The sequence below is a fragment of the Streptomyces sp. NPDC004732 genome (genome assembly GCF_040609235.1).
Classification (GTDB): domain Bacteria; phylum Actinomycetota; class Actinomycetes; order Streptomycetales; family Streptomycetaceae; genus Streptomyces.
In genome coordinates this window covers 25,418-50,779 of the sequence record NZ_JBEXJR010000008.1, presented here as the reverse complement: position 1 = coordinate 50,779, position 25,362 = coordinate 25,418, and the positions used below count along the sequence as shown (strand labels likewise).

The 25,362-nt window shown below is 71.3% G+C and carries 29 protein-coding genes; 12 read left to right on the top strand and 17 right to left on the bottom strand.

Features of this window, described 5'->3' with window-relative positions:
* Positions 1-1,092 carry a DUF3344 domain-containing protein gene (locus ABZV77_RS23985; RefSeq protein WP_356260373.1) on the bottom strand — a complete coding sequence of 364 codons (1,092 nt, stop codon included), beginning with the start codon at positions 1,090-1,092 and terminating at the stop codon, positions 1-3.
* A gap of 303 nt (positions 1,093-1,395) precedes the next feature.
* Between ABZV77_RS23985 and ABZV77_RS23980 the strand changes: the two genes are divergently transcribed.
* The 7 genes from ABZV77_RS23980 to ABZV77_RS23950 all read left to right on the top strand — a co-directional run bounded on the left by ABZV77_RS23980 (position 1,396) and on the right by ABZV77_RS23950 (position 5,872).
* Entirely contained in the window at positions 1,396-1,635 is a 240-nt protein-coding gene (locus tag ABZV77_RS23980; protein ID WP_055566271.1) for a chaplin, read from the top strand.
* A 276-nt stretch (positions 1,636-1,911) separates the two neighbouring features.
* On the top strand, positions 1,912-2,577 hold the full coding sequence (locus ABZV77_RS23975) for a hypothetical protein (RefSeq protein ID WP_356260370.1): 666 nt from the start codon (positions 1,912-1,914) through the stop codon (positions 2,575-2,577).
* A 261-nt stretch (positions 2,578-2,838) separates the two neighbouring features.
* A complete protein-coding gene (locus ABZV77_RS23970) occupies positions 2,839-3,123 on the top strand; it encodes a hypothetical protein (RefSeq protein ID WP_055566269.1) in 285 nt (94 codons plus the stop codon).
* 258 nt (positions 3,124-3,381) lie between these two features.
* On the top strand, positions 3,382-3,882 hold the full coding sequence (locus ABZV77_RS23965; protein ID WP_356260367.1) for a DUF5949 family protein: 501 nt from the start codon (positions 3,382-3,384) through the stop codon (positions 3,880-3,882).
* Entirely contained in the window at positions 3,882-4,541 is a 660-nt protein-coding gene (locus ABZV77_RS23960) for a vitamin K epoxide reductase family protein (protein ID WP_356260364.1), read from the top strand. The genes ABZV77_RS23965 and ABZV77_RS23960 overlap by 1 nt, the downstream gene beginning before the upstream one ends.
* A gap of 25 nt (positions 4,542-4,566) precedes the next feature.
* The gene (locus tag ABZV77_RS23955) at positions 4,567-4,962 is read left to right on the top strand and encodes a tyrosinase cofactor (protein WP_356260362.1); all 396 of its coding nucleotides are present in this window, start codon (positions 4,567-4,569) and stop codon (positions 4,960-4,962) included.
* A gap of 37 nt (positions 4,963-4,999) precedes the next feature.
* On the top strand, positions 5,000-5,872 hold the full coding sequence (locus tag ABZV77_RS23950; RefSeq protein WP_356260359.1) for a tyrosinase family protein: 873 nt from the start codon (positions 5,000-5,002) through the stop codon (positions 5,870-5,872).
* A gap of 60 nt (positions 5,873-5,932) precedes the next feature.
* Here the strand turns inward: ABZV77_RS23950 and ABZV77_RS23945 are convergent, their stop codons facing one another.
* The 6 genes from ABZV77_RS23945 to ABZV77_RS23920 form a co-directional block, all read right to left on the bottom strand.
* The gene (locus tag ABZV77_RS23945) at positions 5,933-6,220 is read right to left on the bottom strand and encodes a chaplin (RefSeq protein WP_356260357.1); all 288 of its coding nucleotides are present in this window, start codon (positions 6,218-6,220) and stop codon (positions 5,933-5,935) included.
* A 121-nt stretch (positions 6,221-6,341) separates the two neighbouring features.
* A complete protein-coding gene (locus ABZV77_RS23940) occupies positions 6,342-6,623 on the bottom strand; it encodes a hypothetical protein (protein WP_356260354.1) in 282 nt (93 codons plus the stop codon).
* 129 nt (positions 6,624-6,752) lie between these two features.
* Positions 6,753-7,403, bottom strand: a complete 651-nt coding sequence (locus ABZV77_RS23935; protein ID WP_356260351.1) for a hypothetical protein — start codon at positions 7,401-7,403, stop codon at positions 6,753-6,755.
* A gap of 182 nt (positions 7,404-7,585) precedes the next feature.
* Complete coding sequence (locus tag ABZV77_RS23930; protein WP_356260349.1) at positions 7,586-7,837, bottom strand: hypothetical protein; 252 nt, start codon at positions 7,835-7,837, stop codon at positions 7,586-7,588.
* A gap of 302 nt (positions 7,838-8,139) precedes the next feature.
* The gene (locus tag ABZV77_RS23925; RefSeq protein WP_356260346.1) at positions 8,140-8,571 is read right to left on the bottom strand and encodes a hypothetical protein; all 432 of its coding nucleotides are present in this window, start codon (positions 8,569-8,571) and stop codon (positions 8,140-8,142) included.
* 151 nt (positions 8,572-8,722) lie between these two features.
* Entirely contained in the window at positions 8,723-8,983 is a 261-nt protein-coding gene (locus ABZV77_RS23920; protein ID WP_356260344.1) for a hypothetical protein, read from the bottom strand.
* A 281-nt stretch (positions 8,984-9,264) separates the two neighbouring features.
* Between ABZV77_RS23920 and ABZV77_RS23915 the strand changes: the two genes are divergently transcribed.
* Positions 9,265-9,561 (top strand): hypothetical protein, encoded by a 297-nt coding sequence (locus ABZV77_RS23915; RefSeq protein ID WP_356260342.1) that lies wholly within the window; start codon positions 9,265-9,267, stop codon positions 9,559-9,561.
* A gap of 9 nt (positions 9,562-9,570) precedes the next feature.
* Here the strand turns inward: ABZV77_RS23915 and ABZV77_RS23910 are convergent, their stop codons facing one another.
* Together ABZV77_RS23910 and ABZV77_RS23905 are read right to left on the bottom strand one after the other, a co-directional pair.
* Positions 9,571-10,293: a M23 family metallopeptidase gene (locus ABZV77_RS23910; RefSeq protein ID WP_356260339.1), complete on the bottom strand. Its 723-nt coding sequence runs from the start codon at positions 10,291-10,293 to the stop codon at positions 9,571-9,573.
* 98 nt (positions 10,294-10,391) lie between these two features.
* The gene (locus tag ABZV77_RS23905) at positions 10,392-10,814 is read right to left on the bottom strand and encodes an STAS domain-containing protein (RefSeq protein WP_356260337.1); all 423 of its coding nucleotides are present in this window, start codon (positions 10,812-10,814) and stop codon (positions 10,392-10,394) included.
* Positions 10,815-11,072: 258 nt separating this feature from the next.
* On the opposite strand from ABZV77_RS23905, the gene ABZV77_RS23900 reads away from it, so the two are divergent.
* A complete protein-coding gene (locus ABZV77_RS23900) occupies positions 11,073-12,284 on the top strand; it encodes an FAD-dependent monooxygenase (protein WP_356260334.1) in 1,212 nt (403 codons plus the stop codon).
* A 28-nt stretch (positions 12,285-12,312) separates the two neighbouring features.
* Here the strand turns inward: ABZV77_RS23900 and ABZV77_RS23895 are convergent, their stop codons facing one another.
* Positions 12,313-12,636 (bottom strand): hypothetical protein, encoded by a 324-nt coding sequence (locus tag ABZV77_RS23895; RefSeq protein WP_356260331.1) that lies wholly within the window; start codon positions 12,634-12,636, stop codon positions 12,313-12,315.
* Between the two features lie 44 nt (positions 12,637-12,680).
* Positions 12,681-12,938, bottom strand: a complete 258-nt coding sequence (locus ABZV77_RS23890) for a hypothetical protein (RefSeq protein ID WP_356260329.1) — start codon at positions 12,936-12,938, stop codon at positions 12,681-12,683.
* Between the two features lie 182 nt (positions 12,939-13,120).
* Here ABZV77_RS23890 and ABZV77_RS23885 point away from each other — a divergent pair, with 182 nt between their 5' ends.
* Positions 13,121-14,503, top strand: a complete 1,383-nt coding sequence (locus tag ABZV77_RS23885; RefSeq protein ID WP_356260327.1) for a glutamate decarboxylase — start codon at positions 13,121-13,123, stop codon at positions 14,501-14,503.
* Positions 14,504-14,545: 42 nt separating this feature from the next.
* Here the strand turns inward: ABZV77_RS23885 and ABZV77_RS23880 are convergent, their stop codons facing one another.
* The 3 genes from ABZV77_RS23880 to ABZV77_RS23870 form a co-directional block, all read right to left on the bottom strand.
* Positions 14,546-15,085, bottom strand: a complete 540-nt coding sequence (locus ABZV77_RS23880) for a hypothetical protein (RefSeq protein WP_356260325.1) — start codon at positions 15,083-15,085, stop codon at positions 14,546-14,548.
* Between the two features lie 133 nt (positions 15,086-15,218).
* Positions 15,219-15,779 (bottom strand): hypothetical protein, encoded by a 561-nt coding sequence (locus tag ABZV77_RS23875; RefSeq protein WP_356260322.1) that lies wholly within the window; start codon positions 15,777-15,779, stop codon positions 15,219-15,221.
* A 90-nt stretch (positions 15,780-15,869) separates the two neighbouring features.
* Positions 15,870-16,319, bottom strand: a complete 450-nt coding sequence (locus tag ABZV77_RS23870; protein WP_356260319.1) for a DoxX family protein — start codon at positions 16,317-16,319, stop codon at positions 15,870-15,872.
* Between the two features lie 195 nt (positions 16,320-16,514).
* On the opposite strand from ABZV77_RS23870, the gene ABZV77_RS23865 reads away from it, so the two are divergent.
* Both ABZV77_RS23865 and ABZV77_RS23860 read left to right on the top strand, forming a co-directional pair.
* Positions 16,515-17,738 (top strand): amidohydrolase family protein, encoded by a 1,224-nt coding sequence (locus tag ABZV77_RS23865; RefSeq protein WP_356260316.1) that lies wholly within the window; start codon positions 16,515-16,517, stop codon positions 17,736-17,738.
* 169 nt (positions 17,739-17,907) lie between these two features.
* Positions 17,908-18,801, top strand: coding sequence for an FkbM family methyltransferase (locus tag ABZV77_RS23860; RefSeq protein ID WP_356261578.1), 894 nt, complete (start codon positions 17,908-17,910; stop codon positions 18,799-18,801).
* A gap of 16 nt (positions 18,802-18,817) precedes the next feature.
* On the opposite strand, the gene ABZV77_RS23855 is transcribed toward ABZV77_RS23860, so the two are convergent.
* From ABZV77_RS23855 to ABZV77_RS23845, 3 genes are all read right to left on the bottom strand, one after another.
* A complete protein-coding gene (locus ABZV77_RS23855) occupies positions 18,818-19,579 on the bottom strand; it encodes a glycosyltransferase (RefSeq protein WP_356260314.1) in 762 nt (253 codons plus the stop codon).
* Positions 19,580-19,584: 5 nt separating this feature from the next.
* A complete protein-coding gene (locus ABZV77_RS23850; protein ID WP_356260311.1) occupies positions 19,585-20,373 on the bottom strand; it encodes a GntR family transcriptional regulator in 789 nt (262 codons plus the stop codon).
* Positions 20,374-20,793: 420 nt separating this feature from the next.
* Positions 20,794-25,005 carry a hypothetical protein gene (locus ABZV77_RS23845; protein WP_356260308.1) on the bottom strand — a complete coding sequence of 1,404 codons (4,212 nt, stop codon included), beginning with the start codon at positions 25,003-25,005 and terminating at the stop codon, positions 20,794-20,796.
* Positions 25,006-25,362: the final 357 nt, after the last annotated feature.

Here is a 25,362-nt window from a genome sequence, read left to right as displayed (position 1 = left end):
CTATCGCTTCGCGCCGACGGCGGCGAAGACCACGCCGACCCACGCCGGATCCTGCGAGGCGAGGCGGACCGTCAGGTCGCCGTGCCGGTCCGGGCTCTTGGCCAGCGGGAAGACGTCGGAGTCGTATCCCAGGGTGTTCGGGTACGCGGGGTTCCTGCGGATCGGCGTGCCCGGCTCGCTGATGGTCGAGTTGAGTGCGTCATCGGCGGGGTTGGCGTCGTCCGTCAGCGGCACGGTCCTGGCGCCTCCTGCCGAGACGCCCACCGTGTCGCCGCGCCGCCCGCGGTCGCCGTCGTAGGCCACCACACCGGCGATGCCGCCCGTTCCCCGCGGCACGCCGCGCATGCGGACCGCGTGCCGGTGCCCCTGCTCCCCGGTCGAGTCGAAGCCGTCCCAGACGGCGAGGTGGCGCAGCGGTTCGGCGGCGTTCTCGTACGCCACCACCAGCGTCCAGCCGCCCCAGGCACCCGCCTTCGAGTGCCCCATGGCGACGTTGACCTGGGCCACGGTGTACGCGCCGCTGCCCGCCCCCCGCACCAGGCCGGTGACATCGGCCGAGGCCTGGAAGGCGTCGGCGCCGTCGGTGCCGTCAGTGACACGGTGGCCCACCGGGGTGTCGGCGACGACCGGTTTGTAGTTGCCGCCGGGCTCGGCGATCAGCACCCGCCCGTTGTCCTTGGGGGGCTTCTGCTCGCCGACCTTGAGGTTGCCGCCCCAGTACAGGCGGGCGTAGGAGACGCGCGAGTGCGGGGGCAGGCGCACCTCGCCGGTGCTGGAGTTGTACGTGTTCGGGTCGTCGTCGACGTCGATGTAGAACATGTCGAAGTCGTCGTTGACACCCGGACGGCCGCCCCGCGTTCGGGCGCACGACTCCGCCGTCCGGTCGATCGCGCGACGGCAGGTGATCGCCGAGTTGGCGGCCCGGACGATCCCGCCGTGCTGCAGCGCTCTGTATCTCTGCGCGAAATCGATGCGTGTCCGCTCGCCGCCTCCGCCGGGCGGGGCGGCCGCGCCGGTGCCGTTCGCCGCGAGGCACGCGGCCAGGGCGAGAGGGATGACGAACACGCGACGCAGGCCCAGGGAGTGACGCATGGCGGCGTTGGCCTTCCGAGTGTGTGAACTCTGAACCACAGCGGACATGAGGGCTTCGCACCGTTTGTGCGAATCCGAAGTCGTATGAGTGGAATGCCCTAAAGGGAAGCGCAACTGTAGCCGTTGGCAAGGGAGGCGCGGTCGACCTCCGCGCGTGTGTCGGAACGGTGAAGGTCGGCGCCGCGATGGTTGCCGTCGCGCATCACCCGTCTGGGCGCACAACTCGGCGCCGAGGTCGGCAGTTGATCCCTCCAGACGGGCAGCCCGCCCGTACGTCGCATCATCACCAAGGAGCAGCACTCCATGTCCCGTACCACCAAGGCTCTCGCCCTGTCCGCTGTCGCCGCCGCCGCCGTGGCCGGATCCGCGGGTGTCGCTGCCGCCGACAGCGGCGCGCAGGGCGCAGCCACCAACTCCCCCGGCGTGATCTCGGGCAACAACGTGCAGGCGCCGATCCACGTCCCCGTCAACGTGTGCGGCAACAGCGTCAACGTCATCGGCCTGCTGAACCCCGCGTTCGGCAACCAGTGCGCCAACGACTGACGCACCGTCGGTTGCGAACGGCCGTCCCCGCGAAAGCGGGGGCGGCCGTTCCGCGTGTCGGCGCGGTTCCCCGCCGCCGCGGTGTTATCAGCTGTACCCCGAATGGGGGGCGCGCGGCCGAACGGCCGACCGACCGTCACCTCCACGTCCCACCTGCGCAGATGCCCGCACGGGCGTCATAGGGCCGATACGTTCCGCAGTCGCTCGGTTGCGGAGGGCGTTTTCCGCTTTCACGGTGATCTCAAGATCCGACGCATCATCGAAAGGGAAACACCTATGCGCGCTCTGCCCGTACGCCGCCTCGCGACCACCACCCTGTGCGCGACGCTGCTTCTCGGCACGGCCGGACCGGCCCTCGCCTCCGACGGCGACGCCTCCCGCGAAGCCACCCGGACCGCCCCCCGCGCGCCTGCCCCGGACGCGAGTGCCCTGCTGGGCCAGGCCCAGCAGCTCGGCGGCCTCGGCGGGGTCCTGACCCCCGTCACCGACCTGCTCACCGCGGTGCTCAAGGCGCCCGACAGCAAGCTCTCCCCCGAGGACGCCAAGAAGCACGTCGACGCCGTGAAGGCGGCCATCGACGCGGCGGCCAAGGCGGCCCCCGCGGCCCCGGGCACCGGCCTGCCGAGCGTCCCCGAGGCACCCAAGCTCCCGACGGGCGGCGCGCAGAGTGCCGCCAAGGCGCCGATGGACGCCAAGGCCGACGCCCTCGCCGCGCTGCAGAAGGCGGTCGACGAGCTGGTCAAGGCCGCCACGGCCGGTGACCCCAAGGCCGTGCTCGCGGCGGCGCCCGGAGTCCTGCTCGGCCTGGTCAACGCCGTCGTCGCCACCGTCCTCGGCGGCGGCCTGCCCGCGCCGAACCTCCCGGGCCTGCCGAGCCTGCCCAAGCTGCCCACCGGCGGTCTGCCCCAGACGCCCGCCCTGCCGCAGGCTCCCGCGCTCTAGAACGCGCACCTTCGCCCGCCCTGCCGGATTCCTTCCGGCAGGGCGGTTTTTTCTTTATGCGGCTGTCAACACCCGCCATAATTCCGGCGGTTGATATGAGGATGAGATCCGTTCTTCATTCGAGTGGGTTCGGGGAAGTTTCAGGGCCAGGGGTTTCCGTACCGGCCCGCGCTCGTTAGTCCCAGTGAACAGAGACAACAGGCGAACGATGCCTGAACAGTGCTCCCAAAGGCGGCGCGCGCCGCCAGAGAAAGGAACATGATGAAGGCCCTGAAGGCTGCTGCAGTCCTTGCCGGTTCGATCGCCATCGCCGGCTCCGCCGCGCCCGCGTTCGCCGCTGACCTGGCGCCCACCAGCCTGAACGGTGGCCTTGAGACCATTGCCGGCCAGACCCCGAACCTGCTCGACACCAAGCCGGTGAGCACGAACATGCTCGACACCGAGAACAGCGACTCGGTCGTCAACACGGTCAAGGACACCACGGACGGCCTGAACTCCGCCGGCGGTCCCACGGAGCTCCTCGGCGGGCTTCCCCTCGCCAAGTAGCACCCGCTCAATTCCCGGGAGGCCGTGGGACATCGGCCGGGACGGGACATGCGGAACGCCAGCGCCCCGTGCGCGCAAGGGCCGGTCACCTCTTCCACGGACCGGCCCTTCGGCATGTCCGCACCGCCGGGCCGACCGCGCGGCGCGTCAGCACCGGAGCCGACCGGGTGACCCCATCGTGTGATGGCGGCGCCGCGCTGGGCCACACGGGTGACAACAGCGCAGGACGCGTACGCCCACGTCTATACGGTTCCCCTCATGACCTCAACTTCCAGTGAACAGCGCCCCTTCCAAGCAACTGATCTGGGAACCCTGGCTGTTCTCGCCTGGAGCGGCGAACACCCCGAGGACGAGAAGGACATGCCGTTCCTGCTGGCCTACTCCCTCGGCGACACCGAGGGCGGCCCGGAGGCCACGGCCGAAGCGATGCGCACCCTCCTCACCGACGCGGGCCTGCCCATCGGCGGCCCGCTCATCGACGGCGCGCGCAACCCGTCCCTGCCGGTGAGCCTGCTCGTCGAGGGCGACCACGCCGTCGTCAACATGCCCCACCTGAACGCCCAGTGCGTGGCGCCGCCGGAGTGGCTCGCCGCCGTCAAGCAGCGCGGCCACGCCTACTTCATGGCCACCACGCGCGCGTGGCCGGAGGCCAAGCCGGGTGAGCCCGTCTCCGAGGAGCGGCTCGGCGAGTTCGCCGGGGACGAGGAGACCATGCTCAGCGCGGCGCACTGCCTGCTGCCCGCCCGCAGCCTGCGCTGATGCGCCCCACCACCGAACTGCCGCACCGGGTGCCGCTCCAGGCGGTCGGCGCCCCCGGTGCGGCGCGGGTGGCGCCCGTCGCCCCGGCCGCCGCCGGGTGGCGTCTCGGCCTGCTCCTGGTGGTCACCGGCGCCGCGGGACTCCTGGCCGCGTGGGTCATCACCCTCGACAAGCTGGAACTGATGAAGGACCCGGATTACGTTCCCGGGTGCAGCCTCAATCCGGTGGTCGCCTGCGGCAACATCATGCAGAGCAAACAGGCCGCGGCCTTCGGATTCCCCAATCCGATGCTGGGACTCGCCGCCTACGCCGTCGTGATCTGTGTCGGCGTAGGACTGATCGGCGGCGCGCGCTTTCCCCGCTGGTACTGGCTGACCCTCAATGCGGGCACGGCATTCGGCGTCGCCTTCTGCGGCTGGCTGCAATTCCAGTCCCTCTACCGCATCAATTCCCTCTGCCTGTGGTGCTGCCTGGCCTGGGCCGCGACCACGCTCATGTTCTGGTACGTGACATCGCACAACGTACGGTCCGGATTCCTGCCCGCGCCGCGGGGACTGCGCACCGCCTTGGGCGAGTTCACCTGGGTGCTTCCCACCGTGCACCTGGGCGCCATCGGCATGCTGATCCTGACGCGCTGGTGGGACTTCTGGACCAGTTGACCGGCCTGGTCGAGGAAAGGACAGCATGGGGTTCTCGCTGATCGACCGCATGACCCGCCGCCATCTCATCGGCGCCGCGGCCACGGCCTGTCTGGCCGCCGTGGGCATCGTCCGCGCCGTGCCGGAGACGCCCGCGCCGCCCGCGCCCGCTCCGCCGGGCACCCCCGGTGATCCGCCGTTCGACGAGACGTACCGGGGCCGCCGCATCCAGGGCGAGCCGATGGCCCACCAGGGCGGCCATGCCTCCGGCGGCTGGCGGATCACCGTCGACGGGCGGCAGCTCGGCCTGATGCGCCGCGCGGACGGCAGCTATCTGAGCATGGTGGACCACTACCAGTCGTACGCGACGCCGCTCGCCGCCGCACAGGGAGCCGTCGACGAGCTCGGCCCCCTCCAGGCCCTGAGCGGCCGCATCCACTGAGCCGGGCGGGGACGGACGAACGCCGGAAGGGACGGCCATGGCCCACACGCGCAGGAACCAGAGCAGCCTCAGCCGGGGGGAGCGGCGCCGGTTCGTCGACGCGCTGCTGAAGCTGAAGCGCCGGGGGGAGTACGACGAATTCGTCCGCATGCACATCGACTTCTATGTGTCGGACGGCGACGACCGGCTCCGGGTCGCCCACATGACCCCCTCGTTCTTCCCCTGGCACCGCCGTTTTCTCCTGGAGTTCGAGCGGGCCCTGCGGCGCATGGACTCCGGCGTCACCGTCCCCTACTGGGACTGGACGAAGGACCGCGGTCCTGCCGGGTCGCTGTGGGGCGCGGACCTGATGGGCGGCAACGGGCGCCGCGGCGACCGGCAGGTGATGACCGGTCCTTTCGCGTACCGGACCGGGCACTGGGCCATCAAGGAGGACGTCACCGACGGGGAGTTCCTCATGCGTGACCTCGGCCGTCCCCAGGACCCGATCGACCTGCCGACGCCGCAGGACGTGGAGTGGGCCATGGCCGACCCCCGCTACGACGTCCCGCCGTGGGACTCCACGGCGCCCGAGGGCTTCCGCAACAAGCTGGAGGGCTGGACGTCGGCGCGCGGCACCGAGCGCTGGCGCAACCACAACCGCGTGCACCGCTGGGTCGGCGGGCACATGCTGGGCGGGGCCTCCGTGAACGACCCGGTCTTCTGGCTCAACCACGCCTTCGTGGACCTGCTGTGGGACCGGTGGCAGCGGCGCCACCCCGACTCCGCGCGCTATCTGCCGCAGCGGCCGCCCGGACTCGGCTCGTCCCAGTACCGGCGCATCGTCGCCCGCCACGAGCCGATGCCGCCGTGGGACGTCAGACCGGACGAGCTCCTGGACCACAAGGGGCTCTACTCGTACGGGAGTTAGCGCGCGGACATGACGGAGCCCCCGGCGGAACGCACGCCGGGGGCTCCGTCAGGGTTCTGGTCAGCCGCCGTAGCCGGCGCCGCCACCGTGGGGGGCGTCGTGGTCGCCGCCCGGGTTCGCGCACGTGTTGCCGAAGGCCGGGTTCAGCAGGCCGATGACGTTGACGGTGTTGCCGCACACGTTCACCGGGACGTTGATCGGGGCCTGGACCAGGTTGCCCGAGACGACGCCCGGGGAACCGACCGCAGCACCCTGCGCGCCGGCGTCCGCCATGGCCAGGCCGGCACCGCCGAGGACTACGGCTCCGGTGCTGAGGGTGACAGCGGCTGCCTTCGCGATGCGAGACATCACGTTCTCCTTTGACTTGGATAGAGCGACTGCCTACACACAGCCGCGTATTTCCCTAACGTCTTTACTCAGGGTGAGGTCACGGCGTCCGCGGTGCGAATGCCGCGGTGGCGATCCGATTTCAGGAGTGCGAGGAGATACCGCTGAAAGAGATTCCGTCCGGCGAGAATCGGATCTCCTCCTTGGTGAAGTAGGCGGTGCCGTCCGCGCGGAACCCCGAATGGGTGGTCGTGTGCCTCATCGAGTCCTTGCCGAACGAGAAGGACTCCCCCGCCCATGCGGGCGAGGGAGCCTCGGAGTTCCACTCGGGGGGATTCGGCGCGGCCTGTGCCAGTGGCGCTCCCGCCGCCGTCAGCACAGCGGCCGTGGCCCATGCGGACATGAGGAGATGACGTGCCTTCACGAGGCTTCCTTCCCTGGTTCTTGCCGCGAGGAGTGTGGATGTGAACCTGTCCCACTCTGCGGGTCCGTGGTGCCGACCGGGGAAGCGTCCGGGCCGTGCCGGAACGAGTAATGCGGTCATCCAACCCGATTAGCTCAACGTCAGGCCCGAGGAACCGTTCGGCGGGGCGGTCGGGAGCTCCGGGGGAGTGGGCGCCGCGGGCGCGGTGGGGGTCGAGGCGGGGGTGGAGTCGTCCGGGGTGGTGGCGGCCGCCGGGGTCGCTGCCGGGGTGGCCGCCGCGTCCGGCACGCTCGCGGTGGTGTCGGGGAGCAGCGGGTCGGTGGGCAGCGCGGCCTCGTCGGTGGAGCCGATGCTGGTGGTCGAGGTGCACGGGGCGAACAGCTCGTTGCCCGCGAAGGCGGCCTTCACCGAGCGCGTCGTGCCCGCGGTCACGGCGACCGAGCAGCTGAAGGTGCCGCGGTCCGTGGTGCGGGCGTGGCAGCTCGCGGGGGTGGCGGCCGCCGTGTCGGTGACGTGGACGGTCAGCGGGATGCGGGCCAGCGGGAAGGTGAGCGTGGAGCCCTCGACGAGGCGGCCGGTGACCTTCACGCGGGCCGAGGCCCCCGTGCTCACCTCCTCGGCCGAGAGTTCGGTGATGGCGGAGGCGGTGCGGGTGCTGTCGGCCTGTGCGTCGGCGGGCGCCTCGCGGACGGTCAGGGCGGTGGCCGTCGTGGCGGTCCCGGCGGCGAGACAGGCGACGGCCAGGGCCATGGCGCTGAGCGTGGTGCGGGGGGCGGGCATCGGAACTCCTTTTCGGGCGGGTGCTTCTGTGCGTGTGTGGTGGTGCGTAGGGGGGATTTCGGATCAGAGATTTCGGATCAGAGATTAGGGAGAGCCATGCATTTCATATTGCTTACACCGGCAGGCCCCGAGGAATCATTCCTCGGGGCCTGCTGCCCGACGGCTCTCGTGGAGCCGCTGGGTCAGGAATGCGAACCGGTCGCGTTGCCCGTCGCACCGGTGGAGTTGGCGGTCTTCGAGGTCTTCACGAAGTAGGCCGTGCCGTCCTCGGTGAAGCCGCTCTTCGTCTTGGACGACGTACCGCCGTAGACGGTCGCCGAGTTGTCGGACTTCCCGTAGCCCGGACCGCCGTCGGCAGACGCGACGGTGGCGCCACCGAGGACGACCGGCACGACAACAGCTCCGACAGCGATCGCCTTGGCAAGCTTGCGCATGAGACGCATTCCCTTCGATTGGGTCGCGAGGATCGGAGTGGCCGTGCTCCCGGGGACGGGAGCTTCAGGAGCGGTCCTGACGGCCACGGTCAGAGCCCCCTCGCTCGGCCCTGCCGAGACCACCGTGTGCACGTCCGGGCAGATGTGCCTGCCGAGAATTCCGGGCGGCCGCGGCAGGATCATCGGATTGTCTTTGTCACACTGCGCTGACCTGCGGTGACAGGTCGTCACCACCCCGTCGGGGGGAATTTCCCCGTGTGCCCTAAAGGGGTGACGACGGGGTGGTGCGACGCCCCGTCAGATCAGCGGGCCGTCTTCGTCGCGCCGGACGACACCGCGGGCGCGAACATTCCCAGCGACGCCGTGCCCAACGAGGCAGAGACCACGCACTCGTGGCCCCGGACGACCGGCGGGCCGCCCATGCGGGACGCCCGCACCCGCACCTCGTGCGAGGCGCCGTCACAGACGGCCGCGGCGGTGCCCTTGAAGACCCCGCCCCCCTGGGTGTCTGAGACGCCCACCTGCACCGAGTCCAGACCGGTCAGGGCGTCGCAGCGGTAGCGGACCTGCACGGACGGCTCACCGGCGTTGGCCGTCAGCCGCGTCACCGAGACGCTGTCGGCCGCCTGGGCCGGGACCGCACCGCCCAGCGCGACCGCCGTCGGCAGCGCGCACAGCAGCGCGGCCCGCAGCGCGAACCGCGCCGCGTACCGGCCTTTCTGAAGAGTTCTCATCAACACTCCTGCTTTGTGTTCGTCGGAACGGGTTTCCGGTCGGGAGAGGACCGGCGGAGAACGCAGGACGGCGTGTGCCGCCGTGGGCGACACACGCCGTCTCGTGCTGACACGCAGACTCAGCACAGGGGCCAGGAGCCCCGCACCTGCGTCAGGAGTGCGATCCCGTGCCGCTGCCCGTGGCACCGGTCGGGCCCGCGACGCGGGTGACCTTGTGGAAGTAGGCCTTGCCGTCCTCCGTGAAGCCGCTCTCGACCTTGGTGCACGAACCACCGTTGGCGTTGGCCGAGTTCATGGACTTCTCGTAGGCGGGCCCGTCGTGGGCGGGCGCCGCGGAGGCGAGGCCCGCACCACCCAGGACGATGGGAGCGACGAGGGCACCGACCGCTGCGGCCTTGGCAATGCTGCGCATCAGAGTTTCCTTTCGAGGAACGGGAGCACGCAGGCACGGGCGTGCCGCGTGCAGACTCAAGCTGGACCGGATCGGTGGCGTCCGCGCGCGGGCGGCTGACCGGTGCCGCGACCGCACGTGTGAACGACAACTGGTGTGTACGGCTGTGACCTGGGGCGACGTGCCGGGTGACGTGATGGGGGAGAGGTAGTCCGGCCGGGTGACGGCACGGCGGATGCGCTTCCCGGGTGAGGGTGCCGCCGCACCCGTGACTTTCGCGGAGCCCATCAGGTTCTGGGGACATGACATCAGCACGACGACTCATCGCCGCCGTCTCGCTGGCCGCCGGAGCTGCGGCCCTGGCCGCGCCGACCGCCCAGGCGTCCGCCCCCGTCCCTGCCCCCGACGCGGGAAAGCTCTCGGTGCTCAGCACCGTCGACGACCTCGGGAAGTCCGGCATGCCCGAGGAGCAGCGCGCTCAGATGCCGACCCTCGAGAACCAGCTCTCCGGCCTCAACCAGGTGCACCAGTTGAACCAGCTGCACCAGCTCACGGACCTGGTGGCACCCGTCACGAACGCGCTGCCCGCCGTCCAGTAGCCCTGCCGGTCACAGGAGCCGCACTCCGCGGCCGGCCAGATAACTCACCGGATTGATGTCCGATCCGTAGTCGCGCCGGACCCGTACCTCCAGGTGGAGGTGCGGGCCCGTGGCACGTCCGGTGGCGCCGCTCCTGCCGAGGAAGGTCCCGGCGCCGATCCGCGCGCCCTCGCGGACCGCGATGGTCGACAGGTGGGCGACGAGGGCGTAGTGGCCGTCCGGCATCCGCACCGTCACGGCATTGCCGTACGCGCCGGACCACCGCGCCACGAGTACGACGCCGGAGCCCACGGCGTAGACGGGCGTCCCCTGCGGGACGGCCAGATCGATGCCCGTGTGGTGCCCGGCGAGCCAGTCGCCGCGTATGCCGTAGGGCGCGGTGACCCGGAATCCGCGGCGCAGGGGCATCGCGTACTGCTGGGGAGGCCCTTCCGGGAGGCCGCGGTTCTCGTCCGCGCCGAGCCGCTCGTCCGCCTCCGACAGGGCCGCCTCGAACTCGGGGTCGTATGCGCCGGTACAGGCGGGGCCCGACGGATCGGACGGGGCTGAGGGGTCAGAAGGGCCTGAGGGGCCAGAGGGGCCGGAGGGATCCGACGCGGCTCTGCCCGAGCGGGCGGCGGCGGGGGAGGCGGTCAGCGGCAGTGTCCCGCCGACCAGCAGCGCCACCGCGGCCTCCAGAGCACGGCGCCGTGTGGTGGCCGCTTCTGCCGCGCTCGCTATGTCGTGTTCCATGTCCGCCACCTCACTGGTGACGGACACTGATCGCATCTCGGGGAGAGCCGCCTGGCGTACATCGCCGGTCGTCCGCCTCCGACACGCGCCGACAGGCCCTAGGTCGGCGGGGACACGCCCTCGTCCGTGCTGCGCTCGGCGGGCGGCGGCCAGTGCGGCCGTGCGGGCTCCGGTACGGAGCGCAGCGCCTGGCCGACCGAGGTGTGCGCCGTGAACAGGGCCGAGCTCCCGCTGTGTTCGAGCAGCGTGGCAAGACGGCGGCCCACGCCCGCGAGCTTCAGGTCGCCGGACCTCCGGCGCAGGAGCCAGTGCAGGGCGAGCAGGCAGTTCAGACCGCGGGAGTCGCAGAACGTCAGCGCGGTCACGTCGAGGATGATGTGGCGCCGGCCCGCGTCGAGGGCGACGGCCAGCGTGTCCATGAAGAACTTCTCGGACGCCTGGTCGAGTTCGCCGCTGAGCCGCAGCACGGCACAGGCGTCGGAGTCCGCGAGGCCCGCAATGGACAGACGGTGGGGCGGCATACCCATCACACCTCCGGAGGCCGACATCGAGTGCGGGACCGACGACAAGTCCGGACCGGCTCGGGCGATCTGCTCTCTGCGGGTATACAGGATCGACCGGGCGGCGTCAGCCCACTGGGGCCAAGTCACAGCTGACACCCCGCCCGACCGGCCATCCCTGAAAAGACGATTCACCTGTCCGTCCCGCAGCGTGGCTCACTCCGGGCACTCCGCAGCCGCTTACGTTGTTGCTCCTCCCGAAGACAAACAGGAGCGCGCGTGAAGATCGATTGCGTCGGTGGCGGGCCCGCCTCCCTGTATCTGGCCATCCTCGCCAAACTCCAGGAACCGGCCCACGAGGTGACGGTCCACGAGCGGCACGCTGAGGGCACCAGCTACGGATGGGGCGTGACGTACTGGCCCGACCTCCTGGCCGACCTGCACGCCCACGACCCCGAGTCGGCCCGGCTCATCGAGGAGCAGTCCGTGTGCTGGCGCGGCGGGTTCGCCTACGTCGGCGACCGCACCACCGCGCACGACGGCGACCCCGGCCACGCGATCGGCCGCCACCGGCTGCGGACCATCCTCGCGGACCGGGCCCGCTCACTCGGCGTACGCCTGGAGTTCGGCAGGGAGATCGCCAGCCGCGCGGACCTGCCCGGCGCGGACCTCGTCGTCGCTGGTGACGGGGCGCACAGCAGGCTCCGCACGGAACAGGCGGCCCGGTTCGGCACTCAGGTGACGACCGGCGCCAACCGCTTCATCTGGCTCGGCACGACCCGGGTCTTCACGGCGTTCACCTTCGCCTTCGTCGAGACCGGCCACGGCTGGATCTGGTGTTACGCGTACGGCTTCAGCGCCGAGCACAGCACCTGCGTGGTGGAGTGCTCCGCCGCGACCTGGTCGGCCCTCGGCTTCGACCGGCTGGACCACTCCGAGGCCCTGCGCCTGCTGGAGAAGCTCTTCGCGGACCTGCTCGAAGGACACGAGCTCCTCGGCCGCAAGGACATCGAGAGCCACGCCCGGTGGCAGGCCTTCCCGACCGTCACCAACACGGCCTGGTCGCACGGCAACCTCGCGCTGATCGGCGACGCCGCCCACACCACGCACTACTCCATCGGGGCGGGCACCACCCTCGCGCTGCGCGACGCGATGAGCCTGGCCCGCGCGGTGGGCTCCGCCGGGCCGCGGGAGCTTCCCGCCGCCCTCGCCGCGTACGAACAGGACCGCAGACAGGCGCTGCTCTCGGTGCAGAGCGCCGCGCGGCACAGCGCCCAGTGGTACGAGAACCTGCCCCGCTACATGGGCCTGGAGCCGCACCAGATGTTCGCCCTGCTCGGCCAGCGGCACTCGCCCCTGCTGCCCCACGTGCCGCCGCAGCTCTACTTCCACGTCGACCAGGCCGTCGGCCGCCTCCAGGCCCTGCGCTGGCTCAAGCAGCGCCTCGGCCCCCGCCTCGCCCGCACCCTGCAGAGCCGCCGCACGCCGTAAGGCTCTGCGGCTGCGGGGCTCCGGGGCTCTAGACGGGATGCTGGTCGCGGGCCAGCCGGGTGAGCCTGCGGACCAGCCCGTCCGGCCGGTGTCCGGTCGCCGCGTGCACGATCAGTTCGCTCGGCAGGCCCAGCCCGCGCGCCCGGTGGACGACCGCGGCCGCGTCCCTGGAGGACGCGCTGAGGTCGATGACCAGCGCGTCGGGCAGCAGCACCCGGGCCCGGGCCAGGGCCAGGGAGCTGTCGTGGGTGTGCGACAGGACGCACACCTCGGGGATGCTCTCGATCCGGGCGATCAGGTCCTTCGCCTGCTGCCGCCCGACCAGCACCAGCACGGTCAGCACACGCTCCATTTTCCTCCCGGCGGCGGCGCGTGTCCTGAGCGGGCTGTGGCCCGCTAGCGTGCGGTGGCGGCCTGCGAGCCGGTCTGCACGGACTTCATGCCGGTCTCGATCACCGTCAGGCCCGTCTTGCCGCCGTCCAGCACGTCCCTGCCCGTCTCGGCCGGGTTCACCAGGGTCTCGCCGACCACCCGGCCCACGTGGCGGGCGCCGTCGCCGGAGGGGGCGGCAGCGTGGGCGGGGGCGGCAGCGGCGACGGCAGCGGCGGCGGCCGTCAGGGACAGGGCGGTGAGCATGCGCTTCGAGGTGTTCATGGTCTTTCAAACGGCACAGAGCGCGGGAAGGTGCGCCGACATCGCCAGTAACCCGGGCAATTCCACCGTCCGAGCGATCCGCGCCTTTACCCGCTTCTTCCGCGCCGTCTGTGAGGGTGGGAGCCGTTCACGTCCGCTTTGAGGCGAATCCGAGGCGAATCCGAGGCGAAAGGAACACCATCGTGGGGCTGCACCAGGTGTCCACCGGGACCCGTCAGACGTACGACGACGTCTACAGCACACCGATAAGCGCACGGAAGCTGGCCGCGCACCGCGTCCCGGAGCACAGCTCCGATCCCCGCGCGGTGGCGGCGCTGGTCAAGGACGAGCTGGCCCTCGACGGCAACTCGTCGCAGAACCTGGCCACCTTCTGCACGACGTGGGCGGAGCCCGAGGTGCACCACCTCATGGACGTCTGCATGGACAAGAACATGGTCGACAAGGACGAGTACCCGCAGACCGCGGAGATCGAGTCCCGCTGCGTCCACATGCTCGCCGACCTGTGGAACTCCCCGGCGGGCGGCACCACCATGGGCTGCTCCACCACCGGGTCGAGCGAGGCGGGCATGCTCGGCGGCCTCGCGCTCAAGTGGCGCTGGCGCGAGGCGCGCTTGGCTGCGGGGAAGCCCGCGGACCGGCCCAATCTCGTCTGCGGTCCGGTGCAGGTGTGCTGGGAGAAGTTCGCGCGCTACTTCGACGTGGAGCTGCGCCAGGTCCCGCTGGAGCCCGGCGCGACGGGCCTGCGGCCGCACCAGATCCGTGAGTACGTCGACGAGAACACCATCGGCGTCATCGCGATCCTCGGCGTCACCTACACCTGTGACTACGAACCCGTCGCGGAGATCGCCGCCGAGCTCGACGCGATCCAGGCGGACACCGGCCTCGACGTGCCGATCCACGTGGACGCGGCGAGCGGCGGCTTCGTGGCGCCCTTCCTGCAGCCAGACCTGGTCTGGGACTTCCGGGTGGAGCGGGTCGCCTCCATCAACTCCTCCGGCCACAAGTACGGCATGGCGCCGCTCGGCGTCGGCTGGATCGTCTGGCGCACGGCGGACCACCTCCCCGAGGACCTGGTCTTCCGCGTCGACTACCTCGGCGGCGACATGCCCACCTTCGCCCTCAACTTCTCCCGCCCCGGCGGCGAGATCGTCGCGCAGTACTACACGCTGCTGCGGCTGGGCCGCGAGGGCTACCGCAAGGTGTACGAGGCGTGTGCGGCGAGCGCGCAGGCGCTGGCCGACGAAGTCGCGGACATGGGCCCGTTCACGCTCCTCTACGACGGCCGCGGCGCGCTGCCCGCCGTCTCCTGGACCCTCGCCGAGGGCGGGACGCCCGTGGGGTTCACGCTCTACGACCTGACCGAGCAACTGCGCGTCCGGGGCTGGCAGGTCCCCGCGTATCCGCTGCCGCCCAAGCGCCAGGAGACCGTGGTCCAGCGGGTCCTGGTCAGGCACGGCATCGGGCACGACAAGATCATGCTGCTCGCCAAGGACCTGCGGGCGGCCGTGGACCGGCTGGCGAGCGGGTCGACGGGGGCGCCGGAGACACCGGGATTCCACCACTGAGGGGTGCGCGGAGCCCGGCCCGCCGAGTCGGGGAGCGCCTCGTCAGAAGTGCATCATCGACATCAGCTCGGGGCTGCGCATGCCCGCCGACATCTCCGGGAGCCGCTGTCCCGGCCGCATCCATCCCGCGCGCTCGGCAGCCGCGACGGCGTCCGCCTCGGCCTCGTCCGCGGCGGTGTTCAGGGCCTCGTCCGCGCCGAGGCCGTCGCGCCCCGCCGCGGCCGAGGCGGTCTGTGACGCGCTGAGCGCGGAACGGCAGGCGGCGACGGCGAGTTCGCCGTCGCCGTCGTGCAGCCGGCCCATCTGGGCGGCCTGGGCCGCGGAGGCGGCGGCGTTGCGCGCGCAGCGTGAGTCCGCCGCCGGGTCGGGGGCGCTCTCCGACAGCACGGCGAGGGCCTGGAGGGACACACGGGCCGCGTGGGCGGCCTTCCAGACGACGTTCTCCTGCGCGTCGTGCCGCTCGACGTAGTGGCAGACCGAGGCGGCGCGGAAGGCGGCGCTCTTGGCGCGTGCGGCGTGGCCCGCCCGGAGGTCCGCCCCGGGGGCCGTCTCGGGGTGTTCGTCGTGGGTGCGGTCGCTCATGACCATCTCCTCGTCCGCGGGCGGGCCGGTGCCGGGTGAGCGGCAGGGTGACAGGTCCGGCTCCAACAGGCCATACGTACGGGGGGACTTCACGCGTAGTGCTTGAGTGCTTCAGTGCGTCAGGAGGCACGCCTCACGCGGACGTTCCTCCCGTACGCTCCCGCGGCGGCAGCAGCAGGTCCCGCTCGGGGTGCTTCTCGCCCGTCACGCTGCCCTGGATGCCGAGGTCCCGCCGCGCCGCCTCGTGGAAGTCGTTGATCAGCCGGAACGCGGCGCGGTTCCGCTCGCGCCAGTCGCCGAGGCTCCCGGTGATCCGGCCGGTGGCCTGCCAGTCGATCTCGGCGACCGTGGCGTTGAGCTCGTGCCCCGCCTCGATGGCGTCGTCGCCGCCCAGCAGCATGACCCGCTCGAAGGCGCTGCCCCAGACCCGGCCCGCGCCCGCGAGGTCCTCGCGGAGTTCCCGCTCCGTCCGGTCGCTCTCCGTCCGGTCGCCGTCGCGGAGGTTCTCGCGGAACTCGTAGAGCCGGACGGCCAGGGCGACCCGCGCCTTCGCCGCGTCGACGTAGGCGCCGTACGCCTCCACCTTCTTGTCGTCCCAGCGGGTCAGGAGCTGGTGCCGGTTGCGGCCGCGCTCCATCAGGTAGGTGGTCGCGTGCGTCGACAGCGCGCCGAGCAGCACCGCGCCCACGGTCACGAGTTGTTCCCCGGTTCCCAACCCGCCCCCAGCCACAGCCCTTTGAGATGACCGGACGATCTTACGAGTCCGGGCGGGCGGGGCCGGGGTTCAGACGAGGATTCCCAGGGCCGAGTCCAGCGACCACGTCTGCCAGCTCCAGGTGAAGAAGGCGACCAGCGAGGCCAGCGCCATCATGAGGTTCTGCCCCTGCTCGGCCCAGTCGTGGATCATCAGGACGAGATAGACGAGGTTGAGGACGAGTCCGCAGACCAGGGCGATCGGCGTGAGGAATCCGACGATCAGGCCCAGGCCGAGGGCGAGTTCGGCGTACGCGACGACGTACGCCATCACGACCGGCCGCGGCTTCACCACCACGTCGAAACCGTCGCGCACGAGGGACCACCGGTGCTTCTCCGCGATGCCCGCGGCCCAGCCGATGCCGCCGCCGCCGAACCACTCCTTCTTGTCCTTGTGCCGCCAGCTCTCCAGCCACCACAGGCCGATTCCGATCCGGAGTACGGCCACCCACTCGGCTCCGCCGAGCCAGATCGTCTGCATCGAGCGTCCTCCCAAGCCAACCTGACGGGGCGTCAGTTCAGCGGATCGGGCCGCAACGCGCAAGGGGTCGAGTTGCGGGCGCACGCTTGCCGTCGGCGGCGGCGAGGCCATAATCTCGACCTGATGGAATCTGATGGAGCGTCAGATTTAGGTCGGGGAAACCGGCAGGCAGCGGCAGCAGTAGGGGGCACAACAGTGGTCAGCAGCGAGGTCGGCACCAAGGAAATCCCCCGGGTCATCAGCGTGGACGACCACGTGATCGAGCCCGCACACCTCTTCGACACATGGCTTCCCGCCAAGTACCGGGACCGGGGCCCGAAGCCCTTCACCGCGGGCATCGGCGAGCTGGAGTACATCGGCGGCAAGTACAAGTTCACGACCGACCCGGCGGGACAGATCACCGACTGGTGGGAGTACGAGGGCAGCATCTTCCCGTACAAACGGATCATCGCCGCCGTCGGCTTCTCGCGCGACGAGATGACGCTGGACGGCATCACCCGCGAGCAGATGCGCCGGGGCTGCTGGGATCCGAAGGCCCGCCTGGCGGACATGGACGTCAACCACGTCGAGGCGTCCCTCTGCTTCCCGACCTTCCCCCGCTTCTGCGGGCAGACCTTCTCCGAGGCCAAGGACAAGGAGGTCGGCCTCGCCTGCGTCCGGGCGTACAACGACTGGATGGTCGAGGAGTGGTGCGGCGACAGCGGCGGCAGGCTGATCCCGCTCTGCCTGATCCCGCTCTGGGACGTGGACCTCGCGGTCGCCGAGATCAAGCGCAACGCCGCGCGCGGGGTGCGGGCCGTCACCTTCAGCGAGATCCCCACGTATCTGGGCCTGCCGTCGATCCACTCCGGCTACTGGGACCCGTTCTTCGCGGCCTGCGAGGAGACCGGGACCGTCGTGAACATGCACATCGGCTCGTCGTCGCAGATGCCCGCCGCGTCCCCGGACGCACCGCCCGCGGTCCAGGCCTCGCTCTCCTTCAACAACGCGATGGCGTCGATGATGGACTTCCTCTTCAGCGGGGTCCTCGTGAAGTTCCCGCGGCTCAAACTCGCCTACAGCGAGGGCCAGATGGGGTGGATCCCGTACGCCTTGGAGCGCGCCGACGACGTGTGGGAGGAGCACCGGGCCTGGGGCGGCGTGAAGGACCTGATCCCGGAGCCCCCTTCGACGTACTACTACCGGCAGATCTTCTGCTGCTTCTTCCGCGACAAGCACGGCATCGACGCGATCGAGACCGTCGGCGTCGACAACGCCACGTTCGAGACGGACTACCCGCACGTCGACTCCACCTGGCCGCACACCAAGGAGGTCGCGGCCGATCACGTCGGCCACCTCCCGGAGGAGATCGCCTACAAGCTGCTGCGCGGGAACGCGATCCGCATGCTGGACCTGCCGTTCGACCGGGCCGGGAGGTAGGCGGCGGGGGAGGGGCGGATACGGTTCATCCGACGAGCGCGACCGCGACCGCGGCGGAGGCGCGCGACGGAGAGGCGATCGGATGAGCACCCCCCTTTCGAAGCTGCCGGAGCTTTCGGAGCTTTCGGAGTTCTCGAAGCTCTCGAAGTTCTCGAAGCTCTCGGAGACGATGGTCACGCTCGGGCGCCGGTACGTGCGTGACGCCCCCGGCACCGTAGGCAAGGCGGAGCTGGCCGCCTGGTTCCTGAACCCGCGCCTGCGGGACCACCCCAGGCGCCGGGTCGTCACCGACCGGTACGGCCACCGGTTCGCCGTCGACACCCAGGACCTGATCCAGCGCTACGTCTATCTGTTCGGCGCCTGGGAGCCGCACATGACGCGGTGGCTGCGCGGGCGCCTCGGGGCCGGGGACGTCTTCGTCGACGTCGGCGCGAACGTGGGCTACTTCGCCGTCCTGGGGGCCGGGCTCGTCGGTCCCCAGGGGCGGGTGGTGGCGATCGAGGCGTCGCCCACGTTCCACGACCGCGTGCTGCGGAACGCGGAGCTGAACGGGTACGCCAACATCCGCGCGGTCAACGCCGCGGTGTCGGACTCGCACAAGCGGGTCACGTTCATCCTCGCGAGCTCGAACAACATGGGCGCGAACAGCATCGTTCCGTACGACGGGCCCGCCGAGTCCACCTTCGAGTCGGAGGCCTCACCCCTGCCCGAGCTGCTCGAACCCGACGAGCTCGCCGAGGCGCGCGTGATCAAGATCGATGTGGAAGGTGCGGAGGGCGGCGTCGTCCGCGGACTCGCGCCCGCCCTCGACCGCCTTCGCGAGGACGTGGAGATCGCCGTCGAGGTGACCCCGGACCGCATGGAACAACTCGGCGACTCCGCGGAGGAGTTGATGAAGACCATGCGCGAGGCGGGGTTCCACGCGTACCGGCTGGTCAACCAATACGCGCCCGAGACCTACCCGGGCGCGATCCGCCGTCCCGCCCCTCCGGTGCGGTGGCGGGGGCCGGTCGTCGGCGAGACCGAGCTCGTCTTCTCGCGGATCGACGCGGAGACGCTCTGACCTGGGGGTGGCGGCGTCAGTCCGTCGCCGCCGGGAAGCGCCACTGGAACGCCGAGAGCGCCCTGGCCCGCTCCGCCACCACCGCCATGCGCGCGTCCCGCTCCGCCGTGTCGGTGTGCGCGCTCTGGCCCGTCACCTGGCCCTCCCACTTGCGGTAGAGCAGGCCCACCTCGGACGAGAACCAGCCGCGCGCAACGGAGTTGAGGGCCAGGAGCAGGCCCGTGTCCTCCGAGGCGGGCAGCGCCATCCAGCCGCCCAGGGCGACCAGCAGCTCGCGGCGGACGAACAGCGTCGCCGGGTGGACCGGCGCCCGGTGGTCGTGCCCCGCCCAGTAGTCGAGCACCGTCATGCGCTCGACGGGCCCGTGCGCCGGATCGCCGGGGAACCCGGCCGTGGAGCCGTCGGGCAGCAGATCGAGCACCCGCGAGGTGGCCCAGCCGATGGCCGGGTCGCCCTCGAGCGCCGCGAGATCGCGGGCCAGCGCGCCCGGCGCGAGCTGGTCGTCGGCGTCCAGGACCTTCACGTACTCCCCGTCGGCGTGCGCGAGCGCCATGGTGCGGGCGACGCCGGGGCCACCGGCCCGCCCCTGCCGGAACGTGACGCGCTCGTCGTCCGGGACGTGCGGCGCGACCTGGTCGCTCCTGCCGTCCTCCTGGATGAGCCAGTGCCACTCCCAGCCCTCGGGGAGCTCCTGCGCGCGGAGCGATGCGTACGCGTCGGACAGGAAGGGGGCCGAGGGCGGGTGGACGGCAGTGACGATGATGATGCGCCGGCGCACGGCACTCACCACCTTTCCAGTGGAGTGGTGAAGACGGCTTCCGTGCGGTCGCCGGGCAGGGTGACGTGGGCGATCTCGACGACGCGGCCGTCCGTGGCGTACGAGGTCTTGCGGAGCAGCAGCACGGACGTGCCGGGCGGCAGCTCCAGCTCCGCGGCCTCCTCCGGCGTGGGCGGCCGGGCGGTGAGGCGCTCCTCGACGCGGTCGAGCTCGATGCCCACGGTGGACAGCTGGTTCTGCGTGCCGCCGGGCCACGGCTCCTTGGTGTCGTCCAGGAGGTCCGGGTTCCGGGCCACCAGGTCGCGGAGCAGGTAGGAGGTCGCCAGGTTGAAAGGGGCGCTCTCGGCGGCGTACCGCGTCCGGTAGGAGCGCTCGATCAGGGGTGTCCCTTCGGGGACGGCGAAGGCCGACGCGAGGTGTTCGTCCGCGCGGATCTCGCGGTACGCGGCGTGGAAGACGAGGTCCTGCAGTTCGAGCCCGGTGTCGCGCTCGGTGGCCCCGGTGCGCGCCCTGCGCTGCTGCGGCTGGTGCACGCGGTTCTTCTCCCACTGGTGCCGGGAGTTGTCGCGGACGACGCACGCGCGGGGCCTGCGGACGAAGTTGCCGCGCCCGTGCTCCTTCTCGATCAGCCCTTCCTCGCGCAGGAGGCGGAGCGCGTCGCGGAGCGTCGGAACGCTGCGCCGGTACTGCTCGGCGAGCTTCGTCTCTGCGGGCAGCCGCTCTCCCGGCCGCAGCAGGCCCGCGCGGATCGAGCGGCGGATGTCGTCCGCTATCTGCTCGTATGCCTTCGGCATCGCGCTCACCATCCGTCGTCGGGGCCCGAGGCCCGGGGGGCCCGGGGGGCCCGGGGGCCACACCCTACGACTCCTAAAGAGGAGTTGACGAGCTCGACGGAAAGTTTCGGTACGAAACGATCTCGCGCCTTAAAGGTGGAGAGCTGAAAGGGGCAGAGCGATCACCCGGGGAAAGCGCCGAAGCAAGCCTTCACAAATGGAAGGGCCCGATCGCTGGCGACGGGGGATGCACCAGCGATCGGGCTCTGCTCCAAGAGTAACAAGACTGAATGCATAGTGGGAGTCAACTCCGCGAGCAAAGTATGGAGTTGTGATCGGGATCACGTGGCCCGTCGGACGGACGACAAGGCAGGCAGCGTGCCCGAACGGGCAAGTCCGCGGCCGGAAAGGGGTCGGCCCGGGGTGGAAACGGGCGGCCCGTTACTCGTCGCACGGCGGCTCGTACGAGAGGCGGGGCAGATACTCATCCCATTTCTCCCGCGTCAGAACACCTCTAGTGGTCGAGCAAATGCGGTTAACGGCATCCTCGGTGTCCAAGTTCCACAACCGGACGGTATCGGTGCCGCTCGCCACTCCCAGCATCTGGCTGTGCGGGCTGAACGACAGGAAACTGCCCATCTTGGTGTTGGGGCTCATCGACTGGCCGATGGGAGAGGCGTCGGTGGGGTCGGAGACGTTCCAGAGGCGGACCGTGTTGTCGTTGCCGCCGGTGGCCAGGGTGTGCCCGTCCGCGGAGAACGACAGCGACACGACCGCGTCGGTGTGACCCGCCAGGGAGGCGTCGAGACGGGCGGGACCACGGGGATCCTCGACGTTCCAGAGCCGGACCGTGCCGTCGTCGCTGCCGCTGGCCAGCGTGCGGCCGTCCGGGCTGTAGACGACCGTGTTCACGGGACCCTGATGCCCCTTGAGGGGCGCGCGGAACGGGGTGGTGCGCCGTGGATCGCTCACGTTCCAGAGCCGGACCGTGCCGTCCGCACTGCCGCTGACCAGCGTGCGCCTGTCCTTGCCGAACGCGAGCGAGTTGACGTACCCCTGGTGCCCGGTGAGCGGCGTGCCCAGCCGGTGCGGGCGGGCGGGCGAGGTGACGTCCCACAGCTGGATGGTGCGGTCGGTGTAGGGGGTCGCGAGCGTGCGCCCGTCCCTGCTGAAGGCCAGCGCGGCCGCGAACCGCGTCCGCAGCCGGACGGGCGGCCCGTAGGGGACGGGATGTTTGGGGTCGGCGACGTTCCACAGCTGCACCGCACGGTTGCCCGTGAGCATCGCGAGCGTACGGCCGTCCGGTGAGAACACCGGCGCCCGGGCGTTGCCCTCGCCGGGCTGGAACGGCTTGCCCAGCGGCACCGGACGGTCGGGCCGCGCCACGTTCCACAGCCGGACCTTCTCGTCCCGCGAGCCCGTGGCGAGCACCTTCCCGTCGGGGCGGAACGCGCCGATGCGGCCGAGCATGTCCCCCGTGGAAATCGACCACAGCCGGACCTTGTTGTCGCCGCTCCCGGTGGCGAGGGTCCGTCCGTCGGGGCTGAACCCGAGTGAGTACATCTCCCCGCTGCTGCCCGCGAGGGGCTCGCCGACCTGCGAAGGATGCTCCGGATCGCGGATGTTCCACAGGCTCGCCGTGCTGTCCGCGCTTGCGGCCGCGAGCATGGTGCCCGCCGGATTGAACGCCACCGACCACAGCGGCCCGGTGTGCCCGGTCAGCGGTGTGCCGAGCGCCTTGCCGCGCGCCGGGTCGGAGACGTCCCAGAGCCGGATCGTGTTGTCCGCGCCGCCACTGGCGAGCGTGGCGTCGTCGGGGCTGAAGGCCACGGAGTGCACCGTGGTCGAGTGCCCCGTCAGCACCTTCTTGACGGGCTCGGGCCGACGCGGATCGGCCGTGCTCCACAGCCTGATCGTGCCGTCGTCCCCGCCCGCGGCCAGCGTCCGGCCGTCGTGGCTGAACGCCACCGAGCGCACGGCTTCGGTGTGCCCGGTCAGCGTGGCGATCCGCTTCGGCCTGCGCGGCTCGTCCACGTCCCACAGACGCACGGCCCGGTCCTCGTTGGCGGCGGCCAGCGTGCGCCCGTCCGGACTGAAGGCGAGCAGGTAGATGGCCCCGCCCTCCCCGGTCACGGGGCTGCCGAGGAGCCGCGGGTGGCGCGGGTCCCGCACGTTCCACAGCCGGATCGTGCCGTCGTCCGACGCGCTGGCCAGCGTGTTGCCGTCCGGGCTGAAGACCGCGGTGCTCACCCAGCTCTTGTGGCCGGTGAGGGGCTTGCCGAGCGGCTTGGGGCGCGCCGGGTCGGAGAGGTCCCACAGGCGTACGGTCCGGTCGTAGCTGGCGGTCGCAAGGACCCGTCCGTTCGGGCTGAACGAGGTGAGGTAGACGGCGCCCTTGTGGCCGAGGAGCGGGGTGGCGAGCGGCGCGTTCACGATGGAGATCAGCCGGTTCTGCGTGCCCTTGTCGCCGGGCCGCAGGCGGTGCGCCACCAGGTCCAGTTGTGCGGAGAGGGACGGGTCCGTGTGCTGGGCGCGGTCCGCCTCTGCGACCACCTGCTCGAACACCGCGTCGTCCCGCTGCTGCCTGGCGACCACCGCCGAGACGACGGCCACCATCGCCAGGACGACCAGGGCCGCCACCGCGCCGCGGCTGATCCAGACCATGCGCCTGCGCAGCCTCGCCGAAGCGGCCAGGAATTCCATGGCGCTCCGGGTCAGATACGTGTCTCCCGCGCCCCCCGCCCAGGAGCGGGCCTGCTCCAGCCGGGAGCCCCGGTAGAGCAGCGACGAGTCGCGCTCGGAGTCCTCCCAGGACTTGCCGTCCTCCTCTAGCCGCTGCCGCAGCAGATGGTCGTTCCTGTCCTCGTCGATCCAGTCCCGAAGGCGCGGCCAGGCGTGCAGCAGCGCCTCGTGCGTGATCTCCACGGTCTCCGCGTCGAGGGTCACGAGCCGGGCGCGGACCAGCGCTTCGAGGGACTCCTCCGTCTTGTGAGGGTCGGTCGACTCCTCGGCCAGCTGCCGTCGTGTGCCCCGTCGCCGGGTGGCCTGCGTGTCCTCGCCCAGCCGGACGAGCCGCAGCAGGAGCAGCCTCGCGGCGGTGCGGGCCGCCGGGTCGAGCCCGGACCAGGCCCGCTCGGCGGTCGCCGCCACCGCGCCCTGGATGCCGCCCGCCGCGCGGTATCCGGCCAGGGTCAGCCGTCCCGTCTTCCGCCGCTGCCAGGTGGCGAGCAGGGCGTGCGACAGCAGCGGAAGCACACCCGCGTCGTGCGCCCCGCGGGGTCCGTCCGTGCTCACTTCCCGGACGATCAGCTCGGCGAGCCCGGGTTCGAGTTCGAGCCCCACGGCCTTGGCGGGCCCGGTCACGGCCTTGCGCAGCTCCGAGGTGGTCAGCGGGCCGAGCACCATGTGCCGGTGCTGCAGCGCGTCGGCCAGCTCGGGATAGGAGAGGCACTCCTCGTAGAAGTCGGCGCGTATCCCGAGGACGACGAGCGCGGGGGCCCGGGTGTCGCCGTCGGCGGGGGTGCAGGCGGCGTGGAGCACGTGGATGAAGGCGCGCCGGTCGGCTTCGTCGGGGCAGAGGGTGAAGGTCTCTTCGAACTGGTCGACGATTATTACGGGGCGGGTGGTGTGTGGGGGGCGATCGGGGTCGGAGGGGTGACTGGCGTCGGAGTTGGCGTGGGCGTGGGCGTGGGCGTGGGCGTGGGCGTCGGCGTCGGCGTCAGGATCGGCCTTGGCCTCAGGATCGGCCTTGGCCTGGGAGGCCGAGCGCTCCCCCCAAGCGGTGATGGCATCGCGCACGGCCTGCGCACACGTGTCACCCTCGGCCGCCTCTTCCCCGGCGGGGACGACGCGAGCGAGCTCGGGGATGTGCCGGGTGAGTTCCGTAAGGGGATCGGCACCGGGCACGAGCTGAAGGACGGGCCCCGCACCGAGGCCACCCCCACGCTCCCCGCCCGCGTACTCGCCCTCGGCCCTGCTCCCGTCCCCGTCCCCATCTACGGAGAGGAGGGCACCCTTCTGAAGGGTGGGCACAAGACCGGCGTTGAGAAGGGAGGACTTCCCCGCGCCGGACGCGCCCACGAGCATGACCAGACCGCCCGACTCCGCGGCACGCAGCTGGGCGACGAGAGCGTCGGTGCTCCGCTCCCGCCCGAAGAACCACTGGGCGTCCTGCTGCCGGTACGAGGCGAGCCCCCGGTAAGGACAGACGCCCGGAACGGCCGCCGCATCGCCCCCGCCCCCGGCCCCGTCCCCGCTCCCCTTCGGGTCCCGGTTCTCCGGGGCGCCGTCGGCACCGGCTGCCCGGTCGCCGACGGGATCGGCCACCGCGCGCTCCCACAGGCGGTGCCACTGGGCCATGTCGTACAGCCCCGCGGACACCGGAGCGGGCCGCTCGCGCCGCGCTTCGGGGATCAGGACGTGGAGCACCGCGGCGAGTGCGGCGAACTGGGCGGGCACGTTCTTGGCCCGTCGCCAGTCACTGATCCGCTGGGCGGACACGCGTACGGGTCGGCCGCGCTCGTCGACCCGCTGGAGGCGGACGACCGCTTCGGCGACACGCTTGAGGGGCGGGTTGCCGGCTTCCTTGTACAGCAGCGCGAGACGTTCCGCGAAGCTTGTGCGTGCCCCTGAGTCGGAACTCAAGGCCTCCACCCCTTACTTCCGCCGCACTTGGTCATCCGGACCGGAAAACTCACTTTATACGGCTGACCTGCGGCGAAGGAGTCCGGACGGATCCGGAACCTCCTCTGCGGGAGCCGCAACTGGCAGGATCTCATCGCAGTAGCGAACCAACCACGCAGCGTCCTGGCTGGTCACCGGCTCACGGCTCGCCGAGGCGGCGCACAGCACCGAATGTTCTGAGCCTGGCTGTGCCGGAGTGACGACAGGATCGTCGTGTGGGCCCCGAAGACTCGTGCAGACGGCCATACCCGGACCGCATTCACATCGAACGCGGATCCGGATTTTCCCTGATCCGCGCCGATACGCGGGAGCACCACGCGTCGGCGC